The organism is Nitratidesulfovibrio vulgaris str. Hildenborough, from assembly GCF_000195755.1.
In the GTDB taxonomy this organism is placed as follows: Bacteria; Desulfobacterota; Desulfovibrionia; order Desulfovibrionales; family Desulfovibrionaceae; genus Nitratidesulfovibrio; species Nitratidesulfovibrio vulgaris.
The window spans coordinates 149,308-162,266 of record NC_005863.1 but is presented as its reverse complement, the minus strand read 5'-3'; the positions used below and the strand labels follow the sequence as shown (position 1 = coordinate 162,266).

General features: G+C 68.4%; 14 protein-coding genes. All 14 read right to left on the bottom strand.

Going from position 1 to position 12,959, the window contains the following annotated elements; genetic code table 11:
• Positions 1-5: 5 nt before the first annotated feature.
• Positions 6-620, bottom strand: a complete 615-nt coding sequence (gene sctR, locus DVU_RS16530) for a type III secretion system export apparatus subunit SctR (RefSeq protein WP_241158802.1) — start codon at positions 618-620, stop codon at positions 6-8.
• 32 nt (positions 621-652) lie between these two features.
• Positions 653-2,107, bottom strand: coding sequence for a type III secretion system cytoplasmic ring protein SctQ (gene sctQ, locus DVU_RS16525; RefSeq protein ID WP_011176699.1), 1,455 nt, complete (start codon positions 2,105-2,107; stop codon positions 653-655).
• 1 nt (position 2,108) lies between these two features.
• Complete coding sequence (locus DVU_RS16520) at positions 2,109-2,783, bottom strand: type III secretion system needle length determinant (protein ID WP_014524688.1); 675 nt, start codon at positions 2,781-2,783, stop codon at positions 2,109-2,111.
• A gap of 30 nt (positions 2,784-2,813) precedes the next feature.
• Complete coding sequence (gene sctO, locus DVU_RS16515) at positions 2,814-3,308, bottom strand: type III secretion system stalk subunit SctO (RefSeq protein ID WP_014524687.1); 495 nt, start codon at positions 3,306-3,308, stop codon at positions 2,814-2,816.
• Positions 3,309-3,311: 3 nt separating this feature from the next.
• Complete coding sequence (gene sctN, locus DVU_RS16510; protein WP_011176697.1) at positions 3,312-4,628, bottom strand: type III secretion system ATPase SctN; 1,317 nt, start codon at positions 4,626-4,628, stop codon at positions 3,312-3,314.
• Positions 4,629-4,955: 327 nt separating this feature from the next.
• Entirely contained in the window at positions 4,956-5,573 is a 618-nt protein-coding gene (locus DVU_RS16505) for an HrpE/YscL family type III secretion apparatus protein (RefSeq protein ID WP_011176696.1), read from the bottom strand.
• On the bottom strand, positions 5,552-6,475 hold the full coding sequence (locus tag DVU_RS16500) for a hypothetical protein (RefSeq protein WP_011176730.1): 924 nt from the start codon (positions 6,473-6,475) through the stop codon (positions 5,552-5,554). Before DVU_RS16500 ends, DVU_RS16505 begins: the two co-directional genes overlap by 22 nt.
• Positions 6,476-6,481: 6 nt before the next feature.
• Entirely contained in the window at positions 6,482-7,297 is an 816-nt protein-coding gene (gene sctJ, locus DVU_RS16495; protein WP_011176695.1) for a type III secretion system inner membrane ring lipoprotein SctJ, read from the bottom strand.
• A gap of 24 nt (positions 7,298-7,321) precedes the next feature.
• Complete coding sequence (locus DVU_RS16490) at positions 7,322-8,137, bottom strand: hypothetical protein (protein ID WP_014524686.1); 816 nt, start codon at positions 8,135-8,137, stop codon at positions 7,322-7,324.
• A gap of 42 nt (positions 8,138-8,179) precedes the next feature.
• Entirely contained in the window at positions 8,180-8,545 is a 366-nt protein-coding gene (locus DVU_RS16485; protein ID WP_011176694.1) for a tetratricopeptide repeat protein, read from the bottom strand.
• A 194-nt stretch (positions 8,546-8,739) separates the two neighbouring features.
• Positions 8,740-8,991, bottom strand: a complete 252-nt coding sequence (locus DVU_RS16480) for an EscF/YscF/HrpA family type III secretion system needle major subunit (protein ID WP_011176693.1) — start codon at positions 8,989-8,991, stop codon at positions 8,740-8,742.
• Between the two features lie 25 nt (positions 8,992-9,016).
• Complete coding sequence (locus DVU_RS16475; RefSeq protein WP_011176692.1) at positions 9,017-9,226, bottom strand: hypothetical protein; 210 nt, start codon at positions 9,224-9,226, stop codon at positions 9,017-9,019.
• Complete coding sequence (sctD, locus tag DVU_RS16470) at positions 9,219-11,027, bottom strand: type III secretion system inner membrane ring subunit SctD (RefSeq protein WP_011176691.1); 1,809 nt, start codon at positions 11,025-11,027, stop codon at positions 9,219-9,221. The genes DVU_RS16475 and sctD overlap by 8 nt, the downstream gene beginning before the upstream one ends.
• Positions 11,024-12,898, bottom strand: coding sequence for a type III secretion system outer membrane ring subunit SctC (sctC, locus tag DVU_RS16465; RefSeq protein ID WP_011176690.1), 1,875 nt, complete (start codon positions 12,896-12,898; stop codon positions 11,024-11,026). Before sctC ends, sctD begins: the two co-directional genes overlap by 4 nt.
• Between the last annotated feature and the right edge of the window lie 61 nt (positions 12,899-12,959).

Genomic DNA, 12,959 nt, shown 5'->3' with positions numbered 1-12,959 from the left:
CCGTGCTAGCGGTAACTGAGAAGCAGCCCCTGACTGACCTTGAGCCAGCCGTCGAGGGTGACGAAGAGAAGCAGCTTGAAGGGCAGCGATATGGTCATGGGCGAGACCATCATCATGCCCATGGCAAGCAGGATGTTGGAGATGACAAGGTCGATGGCGACGAAGGGCAGATAGAGCAGAAAGCCAATCTGGAAGGCCCGCGTCAGTTCGGAGATGGTGAACGACGGAATGAGGATGAGCAGGTTGTCGCGCGAGATGCTGGCGTGCTGGTCGGCGGGCCAGATGCGCTTGGCGGTGCTCATGAACACCGTTACGACCTTGTCGTCGGCGTTGCGTTCGAGAAAGCCGCGCAGCGGGGGCGAGGCCTTGTCCAGCAGGGCGATGATCTCACGCGGGGCCGGGTCGGGGCCGATCTTCATGTTCTGCATGAGGTCGAGGGTGCCCGAGGCCACCGGGGCCATGATGAAGATGCTCAGGATGATGGCGAGGCCGTTCATGACCATGGTGGGCGGCACCTGCTGCACCCCGAGGGCGTTGCGCACCAGCGAGGTGACGACCACGATCTTCACGTACGAGGTGACCATCATCAGGAAGAACGGCGCAAGACCCAGCAGGGCCATGCCCGCGATGAAATACAGTGGGGCTACGCCTGTCACGCGTCGTCTCCCGTGGACAGGGGGGGCCTTGCGGTCGCGCCGGCAGTGCTGCCGGTGGACGTTCCGGCTGTCGCGCTGCCAGTAGGCGTGCCACCAGCACCGCCCGACATGCCTGCACCCGTAGCCGTACCGGTTCCTGCACCGGCTGCCCCGCCGCCGTCTGCCTGATGGGGCGATGCGCTCTCAAGGTGCAGCACCTGCACGCCGGGCGTACCGTCAAGGTCGACGAGTCGCCCGCGCCCGATGTTCCGTCCCTGCACCCGCAGCGTCACCGGGGCGAGGGGGTCGGTGCCGAGGGCGAAGGTGTAGCCGGGGGCGAGGGCCGCAAGGTCGTTCAGCTTCATGGTGCGGCGTTCGAGTTCGAAGACGATGTCCACTTCGAGGGCTGCGGTATCCAGCCCTGCGGGGACTTCGGGGGTCTGCTGGTCGCTCATGGGTGACTCCGGGGTGTTCGGTGCGGGCGTGGCGTCGAGCACGGTGGCCCGCCCTTCGGTCAGGGAGCAGGCGAAGGCGTGCGGCCCTGTCATGAGGGCGATGCGCCCGCGCAGGGCGGGGTAGTCTTCGGGCAGCAGCACGTCATCGACGGCCAGCGTCGCCAGTTCATGCGCGGCAAGGCGCATCCTTCCGGCTTCGATGGTGACGGTGACGGGAATGTCCTCGCGCGGGGTGTGGCGTTCGGGCAGGGCCATGAGTTGCGCCGCCAGTGAGGTGGCAAGGGCCACGGGCAGCGTCAACCGCAGGGGCACGACGGTATGGCCCGCGCTGCCGCTGTCGCGGTTGTCGCCATCACCGCCGGTATCCGGGGCGGGCGTCGTCCCGCCAGCTGCCGTGCCGCCCTTTGTGTCACCTGTCGGGACGGAGAGTGCAAGCACCACGGCGCAACTGCCGGGGGGCGGTGCATCGTGCCCCGCACTCGTGCCCGAAGCCACACCGGGGGCGGCGTCTGTGGAGGCCGCCGGGGGCGTCTCCATGGCCTCGGCCCGGACGGTGGTGCCCAGAAGGGTTGCCAGCGCGGTGCAATGGGGGGCCAGAAGCAATTCGGCGAGGGCCAGCCGCAGGGCGTCGGGCAGGTCCACGTCGCCCTGCACGCCCGCCAGCGCGGGGTGGCTGTGCACCGGCAGGCCCGCCCCGGCGTCGAGACGGCACGAGGCGTCACCGATGAGCAGCCTGAAGCTGTACGCCGGAACGAACGGAAGCTGTTCCACCGGGACAGAGAGACCGCAGGCGAGGGTGCCCGCCTGAACGCGCCACGGCTGGCTGCGGGTGTGCAGCACGTTGAGCAGGGCCGTGGCCGCCGGAGAGACCCGTGGCGGCCTGAGCGCGGGAATGACGCCTGAACTCGCGGGCGTGTGGCCCTGACTTGGAGGCGTGTGGCCCTGACTTGGAGGCGTGTGGCCCTGACTTGAGGGAGTACTACCCTGATGCGGGGCGGATGCGGGAGTGGTGGGCACGCTAGCGTCGCTCCTCGTCGGGTTGTTGCGTCATGTAGCCTGCCGACCTGCGGTCGGCGTCGCCGTCGTCGGGCCGCGCCTCCTGACTCACCTCCACGCGCACCTGCCCCTGTTCGAGGCGTTCCAGCCGCTGTTGCAGCCCGTCGCGGGCGGCGACCAGACTCTGGAACGAGCCGGGGTCGGTGGTCTGTAGCGAGACGGAGAGAAGGCCGTCGGCCCCGCGTGCGAGGTGAATCTCGGTACCGGGCAGCACGCCGTCGCCGAGGATGATGCGAATCTCGGCAGTGCCGGAACCGGGCGAGGAGACGAGGATGCGCTCGACCAGTGTGCTGGCGAGGCTGTCGGCGTCGGTCATGGCGTGGGGCTGCTGTGCGCCCTCTGCCGCCTCTGCGCCGTGCAGGGTGAGCAGGCCCTGCATGGCCCCGCCCAGCAACTGGAACGGCGAGGCCGTGGCACCGGGCAGGGTGTCGGTACCGGTATCGGGGGCGCCATCCGCGCCCGTATCACCGTCGCCCTCCATGCCGTCATGAGAGCCGTTCTGCCGTTCGTCGCCGGGGCGCTGCATGACCCGGTCGAAGGCATCCACCTCCTGCGATGAAGGTGGCGTCTTGCGTCCCTCTTCGTGGGCGACGGCACGGTCGAGCCGTTCCGCGTCGATCTTCAGAAAATCAGCCATGTGTTCCCGCCGTTTCACGCGTCATCGTGGTCACAGGTCGTCGCCCTCCGGTGAGGGGGGCGTTCTGAACTCTTCCATCTCGAGGTCTTCAAGCCGTTCGGCCTCGCGCCGTGCCGCCTCGCGCCAGATGTCGCGGTGCGTGGCTATCTTCATGGTGTCGCGCCGTGCCTGCGCCGCAGCCTCGCGCGCGGCGAGCACCGCCTTGCGGCAGGCTTCGGTGGCGCGTTCCGCCGTGCGAACCTCCTCCTCGCGCAGCAGTTCACCCTGTGCGAGGGCCGCCAGCCCCGCCTTGAAGCGGTCGAGGTCGGCGAGGGCCATGACCTGCCCCATGATGGCGTCGTAGCGTCTCTCTTCCTCGTCGGGCCGCCATGCGCGGTAGGCCGCCAGTTCGTCGCGCCGACGCTGTTCGTCGTCCTCGGCCTCGCGCAGGGCGCGTTCGGCAAGGCGCAACGCCCCTGCCGCCGCGTTCTCGCGGAAGTGCCGTACGTCGAGCAGCGGTTGCAGCGGATAGGCGGCGCGGGCCATGTGTTACTCCGTGGCCTTGTACAGGGCCGCCAGCGTCTCGTCGAAGGTGCTTCGCTCGTCGAGACCCTGCCGCAGGAAGGCGTTCACCGCGCCCACACGCGCCAGCGCGTCGTCGGCCTCCTTGTCGGAACCCTTCTTGTATTCGCCAATCTGCACCAGCAGTTCCACCTCGGCGTATTTGGCGAGAATCTTGCGCAGCTTCTGCGCCGCGCCCTTGTGCTCCTTGCCGACGATGGCGTTCATGACGCGGCTGACGCTGGCCTGCACGTCGATGGCGGGGTAGTGGTTGGCTGCCGCCAGCTTGCGCGAGAGGACGATGTGCCCGTCGAGGATGGAGCGCGTCTCGTCGGCGATGGGTTCTGTCATGTCGTCGCCTTCCACCAGCACGGTGTACAGCGCGGTGATGGAACCCCTGTCGGAGTTGCCCGCACGTTCCATGAGGCGCGGCAGGGTCGAGAAGACCGACGGCGGAAAGCCCCGGCGCGTGGGCGGTTCGCCCGCTGCCAGCCCTATCTCGCGCTGGGCGCGTCCGAAGCGCGTCACCGAGTCCATCATCAGCAGCACGCTGCGCCGCTGGTCGCGGAAATATTCGGCGATGGCGGTCGCCGTGTAGGCGGCCTTCAGCCGTTCCATGGACGAACGGTCAGAGGTGGATACCACCAGCACCGCCTTCTTGCGTCCTTCGGGGCCGAGGTCGTGTTCGATGAACTCGCGCACCTCTCGCCCGCGTTCACCGATGAGCGCGAGCACGCACACATCCGCAGAGCATCCCTTGATGATGCTCGAGAGTAGGGTGCTCTTGCCGCCGCCCGCAGCCGCGAAGATGCCCATGCGCTGGCCTTCGCCGCAGGTGAGCACCCCGTCGAGGACACGCAGCCCCAGCGAGATGGGCCTGTCGATGATGCGGCGCGTCATGGGGTTGGGCGGGTCGGCGTAGACGGGGTAGCGGGTGCGCGGCTTCAGCGGCGGGCCGCCGTCGATGGGGTCGCCAAGGCCGTCGAGGACGCGCCCCAAGAGGTCTTCACCGACGGGGATGGAGAGAATCTCGCCAGTGGGGATGACCTCCGTGGCGGGCGAGATGCCCTGAAGATTGCCCAGCGGCGTGAGCAACGCCACATGCTTGACGAAACCCACCACCTCTGCCCGCAGGTTCCAGTCGTCCCACGGGTTGCGCAGCAGGCACAGTTCGCCGACCTTCACCCCGGGCACCACGGCGCGGATGATGGTTCCCACCACCTGTTCGACGCGACCGCGCACCTCGACCGAGGGGCCGCTGTTGACGGCCTCTTCAAGCAGCGGGCCTATGTATTCGAAGGCCATGCCGACTCCTGCCGCGGGGCGCGGTGTGTTGCAGGGTGGCGGGGCACGGCGGCGGTTGCCGTCGTGGGGGTGCGGTGCCTGTGCGCTGCCGCCCGGAACGATGTCGCCACGCCGTAAGGGGCCGTCCTGTAAGAGTCAGGCCCGGTGATATGTGTCCCCTTAAGGTGTGCCCCTTGAAGGTGTGCCTGCTGAAGGTCAGGCCCGGAAAGGCCAGCCGCCGAGGTGTCCGCGAAATGGCGCACGGCACCGGAGAGGGTCGGCGGGCGCACAAGGGGGGCGTTCTTCTTCGGATGCCGGGCTGCTGCCGCCCTCGCCCGCAGGGGTGCGTCACCTGATCTTGGCATGGAACGCCTTCTCCAGCGCGGCAAGTTGGGTCTCGAGGCTGGCGTCCACCACGCCGAGTTCGCTTTCAAGCAGACACGCCCCCCGCGCAAGGCGCGGGTCGGCCACCACGTCGAGAAAGCCCACGCTGCCGGGGGCGCGTTGCAGCATGGCGGCAAGCGATTCGGTGACGGCCTTCTCGTCTGCGGGGGCCACGCGGATGGTCACGCGCTGCTGGTTGCGCACGGCGACGAGGGCGTTGCGCACGATGCGCACGATGCGTTCGTCGTCGTCCATCTCGCCGATGACCTTGCGGATGGACTCGGTGACCACGCGCACCACCGTGCCTTCGATGCCCTCGATGAACTCCACAGAGGAGAGGACGGTCTCAAGCACCTTCTCGGCGTGTTCCATGCGGCCCTGTTCGAGACCGTCGTTGTAGCCCTCGTCAAGGCGTCTGGCGTAGGCCTCTTCGGCCTCGCGTTCCAGCGCGGCGGCACGTTCACGGGCGGCGGCAAGGATGTCCTGCGCCTCGCACAGCAGGGCGGCATCAGCCGCGCGCAACACGCGGCGGCCCGCAGCGGGGACGACGGTGCTGGCGTTCAGTCGAAACAGGGCGCCCATTGCGGTGCGACCTCCTTGAGGAGCAGTTTCCGTAGCGAGAACCAGATGTCGGGCCATGCGGCCTGCCTGCGCGCCTCGTCCCACCGGGGAGAGGTGCCGGAGATGATGTCGGCTGTGATGTCTTCGGGGGTGTTGCCGGGGGTGTTGCCCGAGGAGATGCCAGACATGCTGTCGGGCCAGACCAGCCGACGCCGCAGCACGTCGGGCCAGCGGGCGATGCACACGCCAAGCGCGGTGAGGCCGTCGGTGCGGATGCGCCGGGCGATGCCCTCGCCCGTGCGTTCGGCGTCGCGCAGCGGCGAGAAGTGGCGACGCACGCCGCCAAGCTGGTAGCGGCCCCGGTGCAGCCCGTAGGCGTAGAGGTCTTCACCGAGGGCGGCGCGCAGGGTGAGCACGTCGTCGCGCCGGACGAGGACGGCGAAGGCGTTGCCGTGCAGTGCCGCGCCGAAGGTGAGGGCCAGCCTGTCCACGGCGGGGGCGGGCAGCAGGGCGAGTCTGCGCGATTCTTCGGCGAAATCCCAGAAGGGCACGCGCGGTGCGCCCGAAGCCGGTGCGCCGGGGGCCGTAGCCTCGGAAGCCCGCTCGCCGGATGTTGCTGTGTCGGGGCCAAAGGTGTTGCCCGGTGTGCTGCCGGATGTCTTGCCAGCTGTGCTGCCAGCCGCGCCGTGGCCCGGCGCACCCGCAGCCGTCTCACCGGGCGCAGCCACAGGGCACAGTGCGGTGAGGCGTCTGCGGACGTCGGGAGATGTGAGCAACAGCCCTGCGTCGATGCCCGGTACGGCCCGCGTCAGCACGTCGGCAAGTCCCGACGCAGACGGCGACCCTTCGGCGTTGAACGCGAGCATGGCCTGGAACAGGGCCGGCTTGCGTCGCAGGATATCCAGAAAGAACGCCCGGTTCATGGTGGGCTAGTCTCCGCCGTGCTGCTTTGCGTCGGCAGCTGCGTTCTTGCGGGCCTCGAGCGTGGCAAGCCCCGCACGCACGCCCATGAGGGCGAGGGCGAGAAGGGCGCACAGCAGCGCGATGGCGGCCCCGGCGAGAAGGTACGAGGGCCCCGAATCGGAAGGCAGCGGAATGCCCAGCAGGGTGGGGGCGTCGCGCAGGGGCACGGTGACGCTCTCGCGCACGGGCACCAGCATGACCGACACCTTCTCGTAGTCCAGCCCCGGCACGGCCTTGGCTGTCATCTCGCGTATCTTGGGGATGAGGTTGACCACGGGCGAGTCTTCGGTGTGGCGCAGGAAGACGGCAGCCGAGGCGGGGGTGCGGGTGTCGGTGCCCACGTCGGACGAGGCCAGCACAACGTGGGCGCGGGCCGTCAGCACGCCGTCGATGCGCGAGAAGGTGTCTGCCAGTTCCTGCGAGATGGCGTACGAGAGGCGGGCCTTCTCTTCGGAGGGCGAGGCGATCATGCCATCGCCGGAGAAGACCTTGCCGAGGCTCTGGTACTGCTCGCGCGGGAGGCTGTTCTCGCGCAGCACCTCGAGGGCCTGCACCACCTGCCTGCGTTCGACGCTCAGCGTATAGCCGTTCTTGCCCTCGGACTGCTTGTCGACCTCGATGCCGCGCTTGAGGAGGGTAGCCAGCATGGTGTTGGCCTGTTCCTCGTTCAAACCCTTGTAGAGTTCAGCCTTGCAGCCGGTGAGGAGCACAAGCAGAAGTGCCGCCAACGCGACGTTTCGCCATGTGGCCAGAAGTCCGTATGCCCTGTCGCGTCGTCCCATCGTGTCCTCTCGCTCGGTGGCGGATTAGCCCTGTTGCTTGAGCAGGGATTCGAGACCCTGCGTAGCCTGCTGTGAAACCTGAGTACCGCTCGATGCCTGAAGCCGCAACATGCCCACCATGTATTGCAGCCTGTAGAGTTCGGTGGGCGTGGGCTGCCCGGTGGCAACCCGTTCGACCAGTCGCGCCAGTTCGCGCAGCGGGTCATCCGCCCCGGAGGCACCGCGCCCTGCGCCGGATTCGTGGCCCGTTCCCGGCACTTCGGGCGAGGTGCGCACGCCATCGGGCGCGTGCGTGCGGTCTGCGCCTTGCGGTGACGTAGGCGACGTCTCGCCGAGGCCCATCTCTTCTACTCCGGTGCGGCGTGCCGCATCGTCCACATGATAGGTGGTGCCCGTCTTATCCGTTGCGCCCGTTCCTTCCGGCACACCCGTGGCCTCGGGCCGTGTCGGGTCGTGTCCGTCCTCAATGCCGCCTGACGCGGCCTTGCCCCGCACGGCGTCGGGCCGCGTGTCAGACCCTATCCCCGATGCCGCTTCGGGCCCGATATCGGGCCCGACACCGGGCATGGCCTCCGGCCCGCCGTGCAGCGGCAAGCCTCCCGGCCCGTCATCGGACAGGGCCGTGGGGCCGGATAGACCCTGCCCGCCAGCACCGCCTTGCAGACCCGACGACGCACCACCCGTACCCTCCAGCGCGTCCAGAAAGGCGCGCACCAGTTCAGGGTCTGGCTGGCCCGAAGGCCCGGTCGCGCTCTTGAGGTCGGCCCCCGGCGAGGAACTCAACTTCTCAAGCGCCTCAAGAAGGCGTGACGACGCCTTGCCGACGGCGGCTATGTCCATGGCGTCTCCGGTCGCAGTGCCGTTGCGCCCCCGTGGGCGGGGCTAGCGGATGCCTTCCAGAAGTCCCCTTGCGACATAGGCGGCAGGGGTGTCGCCCTCTGCCACGGGACGCAGCACGTCCCGGGCCTCTTCGTCGCGTCCGGCGAGGAAGTAGGTCAGGCCCAGCAGGGCCTTGGCATCTGTGTCTTCGGGGGCTTCTGCCAGCACCTCTTCGTTGATGATGCGTTCTGCCTCTGCGAATTCGTTGACCACGGCGTGGCTGAGGGCCTGCCCGAGACGTGCGGGGGCGAAGCCGGGGCGCACGGCCAGCACACCTTCGTAGATGCTGCGGGCGTCGGCCACATGGCCCTTATGGCAGGCGGCGTTGGCCACATCGAGCAACAGCGATATGTCGGAATCTGAAAACACGGTTCTCTCCTCTGTTCAGGCAAACTGGCACAGGCCGGACACAAGCCGGGTGTGATACGGGCGCGACATGTGCGCTACATGAGCGCGTCACGCGCACGACATGCGCACCATGGGGCGCGATAGCCGCATGACGGCTGCGCCCGTGACGGGCGGAGCGGGCGGGGCCGCGGCCCCCCACACACCCGCACGCGGTGCTAGCCGGTGCGCTGCGAAAGGCTCTTCAGCATGTCCGTCATGCTCTTGGTGACCGACGACAGCGCTTCGAGTGTGGCGTTGTACTGGCCCATCTCGAATTGCAGTTGCAGCATCTGCTCAGGGCTGACCTGTTCCTGCTGCATGAGCGTGCCCATCTTGTCCTGAAGTGCCTTGCCCTTGTCACCGAGGCTGTCGACACCTGTCTGGAACATCTTGCCAAGGTCGAGTCCGGGGGCGTTACCGACGTTCATGGTATCCTCCTGCGGGTTTACGGGGTCAGCGGGAAAGGGCCTCGACCACGCGCGACGCGGCCTGAACGGCGTCGCGGGCGGCCTGTGCCACCTTCATGTCGTCGGGGGTGAGCCCGGCGTCCATGGTGCGCTTCACCGACATGTCGAGGGTGAGCAGTTCTTCCTTCAGGGCGCGGGCCTTGACGCCGGAGTGGTCGTCGGCAAGGTCGAACGCCGATGCGCGCGGTTCAGTCATGGGAACCTCTCAGTCGGTAGATGGTGGAACGTCCATCCTTGCGCAGATGGAGTTCGGTGGTGCTTATGGATTCGACGACATAGCCGCCCGGCAGCATGCCGCCTTCGAAGATGCGTTGTCCGTCGCCCGTGGTGACGAAGCGTAACGGCGTGAGAGTGACACTGCGCACGTCGATGCCCTGTGGCCCCTCGGCCTGTGCCGGGGCTGCGGCCTCTTGCCGTGCGGGGGTGAAGCCGCGGCCCGCCACCGGGGCGGGGGCCTCCTGCTGTTTCTTGTCGGGTGCCGGGGCCGATTGGACGACCTCGAAGGGGATGTCGACCTGAAGCCGCGTGCGCGTCTGCGCCAGCACGGTGTCGAGGGCCTCGCGCTGTGCCGCGTCGAGGTCGCCGGAGAGTTGCACCACGCCTGAAAGGTAACGCGTCTGCACATGCTTCAGCCCCGCGTCGGCAAGCAGCGGGTCGAGGACGGGGGCCACCTGACTGGCATAGCGCAGGTCGCGGGTGACGTGCGGCATCTGCGGCACGTCTTCGCGCAGCGCGTCGAAGGCCCATGCCTCCACCACGCCGTCGCGCATGTAGCCCGCGACACGCAGACCCGCCTTGGCTTGCGGGGTCGCAAGCGGGGCGGATGCCAGCGTCGCAGCCCCGGCGGGCACGGTGCCTGCCGTCATGCCGCCGATGCTCTTTCCGTCGCTGTTGTTGCCGCCGTTGCCGCCTGTACCCGCAACGCCACTCGCTGCCGTGCCGGTGCCCGCCATGCTGGTGGTCGCCGTGTCTGGGCTTTGCGCGAGACCCGTCCCGGCGTCGGGCGTACCCGGCACAGCCTTGGGCATGGCCTGCGCGGACAGGGGCGGTGTGGTGGGCGTGGTGTCGGCGGCGGGCATGAACGTCACCTCGGGGTAGATGCCACGGCTGTTGAAGGCGGCTTTCACGGCGTGCAGCACGTCGCTGCGCACAGCCACCTCAAGCTGTACCCGGTACAGCAGGTTCCGTGCCATGTCCCACAGGCGGATGCGCTGTGCCTCGTCGTCCAGCAGCCCGGAGACGACCACCCCTTCGGGGCGTGCCTCGACGCGCAAGGCGGTCAGTCCCGCGGCATGAAGCTGCGCCGCAAGGTGCGCCGCGCGTTCAGGGGGTGCGGGCGGGCGTGTCTCAAGGGTGATGACCACCGTGCTGGTGCACAGCAGCATGACGGCGGCAGCCAGCAGGGCCGACCGCCAGCGTTTTTCGTGGTGGGGCCGGGTGGGGCTGCCGAGTACGAGGTCGTCAACTTCGTTGGCAGGCGTTGCCGAAAGTGTTGGCGTCTGGGATGCGCCCGAGGGGGCATCGCCCGCCGCGCCCGATGGGGATGCACTGGCGGCCGCATTGGCGGAAAGCGTGGACGCCGCAGGGTCGCCACCCGCCATGGCGGATGTTCCCGCTGCCGCGTCGGCAGCCGTCACGGACTGGCGCGGTGTCAGGTCGAAGGTCTCCCACGGTGCGCCGGGGGTGTTCCATGCAAGGCAGGTCTCCCCGATGTGGCAGGGGGTCGCCGGGGCGAGGGTCACGCCCGTGGCGGGCACCTCGGCATCGTCGTAGCGCACCGGGCCGTCAAGCGGGGTGATGTGGACGGTGGATGGCGCACCGGGCACTCCGGCGGTGACGCCGATGGAGACGTGGCGTGGCGCAAGCCCGCCGTCGGAGAGGATGATGTCGCACGAGTCTTCGGTGCCGATGACATGGTCGCCGGGCGGAAGCACCACCTCGGCCCCCGTATGGGGGCCGGAGAAGACGCGAAGGATGATGTCGCCGCTACTGCTCATGGGGCGACTCCGTACGCAGGGACAGGGGATGTGGCCGCTTGGGGCGTGGTGCCGCCTTCTGTGTTCGCTGTCACCCCTGTTCCTCCCGTGCCACCTGCCGCACCCGAAGCCGCTTCCGGCGCATTGTCGGGCGCGCGGCTGCAACCGCTACGGCGCGACGGGGGCGGCGTGGGGGTGCGTTCGGCATAGTCCGACTGGGTGGCCGTGCGGTGGAAGGCGGGGTCGTCGACCCGTGGCGGGGTCCCCGGCAGGTTGTCGAGGCGCACCACCTTGGGGGTGATGAGGATGAGGCGTTCCATCCTCTTGTTCTCTTTCGACTGGGTCTTGAACAGGTTGCCCAGCACCGGGATGTTCATGAGGATGGGCACGCCGTCGGCGCTGGTGGCCTTCTGTTCGTAGTAGTAGCCGCCAATCAGCAGACTCTGTCCCGCGCCGATGATGGCCTGCGTGTTGATCTTCGTCTGCTTGATGGGCGGGATGGCCTGCGTGGTGGAGGTCGAGGTCGGCGTGGTCTGGTTGTTCTGGTCGTCCTGCACGCTCACCACCAGCTTGATGGCGTCGGTGCCGTCGTCGTTGTTGATGATGTGCGGCGTCACGCGCAGCACCGTGCCCGCCTCGACCTTGAAGAGGTCGACGGCCTGATAGCCCTGCACCTGTATATAATAGGTGCTGGTGTTCTCGAGGGTGGCCTGCACGTTGTCCACGGTCAGCACCGAGGGCCGCCCCAGCATCCGGGCCTCGCCGTTCTTCTCGAGGGCGTTGATGCGGGCGAGAAAGTAGTCCGACCCCATGGTGTAGATGGTGGAGAGGGTCAGGCCGCTGCCCTGCGGCACGCCGGGTACGGGCAGGGGGGTGAACTTGTCGGTGCCCGTGGATACGTCGGCACCGCCCGCCCACCGCTGGTCCTTGCCCACCGTGGCCTGATAGGTGACGCCGAGGTCGCGCTTGAAGTTGGTGTCGATGTCGACGATGGCGGCGTGTATCTCCACGAGTTCGACCGGCCTGTCGAGGTCGCCGATGACCGACTCGTAGTAGGGCATCCGGTACACGGCGTCGTGCACGATGACGGCGTTGACGCGCGGGTCGGCCATGATGCTCACCTGCTGACCGTCCTGCGCCCCGCCCGAATCCTGCTGCGAGGCCTGCCCGCCGCGCTGCGCCTGATTCGACTGGCCCGACTCCTTCTGCTGACGCCCCTGCGAGATGAGGCCCGTGCCGGAAAGCTTGTCCACCGTGGCGGTCTCTTGCGTGACGCGCGTGGCGCTCGAGGGCGACCCGCTGACCATGGCCCGCAGGATGCTGGCGACACCGGGCAGGGTGACGGTCTTGTCCATGCTGTTGACGGTGATGTCTTCGGCCCACGCGTACTTGAGCGGGAACACCTTCATGCCGAAGTTGCCCGTCTGGGCCTCTTCGAAGGCCGTCACCGCGGCCTGAATCTGGTCGAGGTAGGCGGGCGGGCCGGAGACGACCACCATGGCGCCGCCGGGCATGAGTTCGGCGGGCAGTTGCGGCGACAGCACCGAAGACTGGCGCAACATGCGGTACAGCGACTCGGCACTCATGACCCGCGGCGAGATGAAGATGCGCGTGGTCTCGGCCTCATGGTAGAAATGCAGCGTGGGGCCGAGGCGGTACCACGACACGCCGAAGGCCGCCTTCATGCCCTGAAGGAACTTCTCCGGGGCCACGTCCTCGAACCTGCCGCTGACCGTGCCCGTGACACCGGGCGAGAACGACGTGGCAAGGCCCTGCGTGCGCCCGAAGTCGGCCAGCAGCGCGGTCAGTTGCTCCTGTTCCGAATAGTGCGAATAGGTGTGCGGAAAGGCGGGTGCGGCCTCGCACCGTGACGGCGCGTGAAGGCACAGCATGAACAGCAGCACGGCGAAGATGGCCGCGAGGTACGGGCGCAGGCTGTTCCGCGTGCCGGGC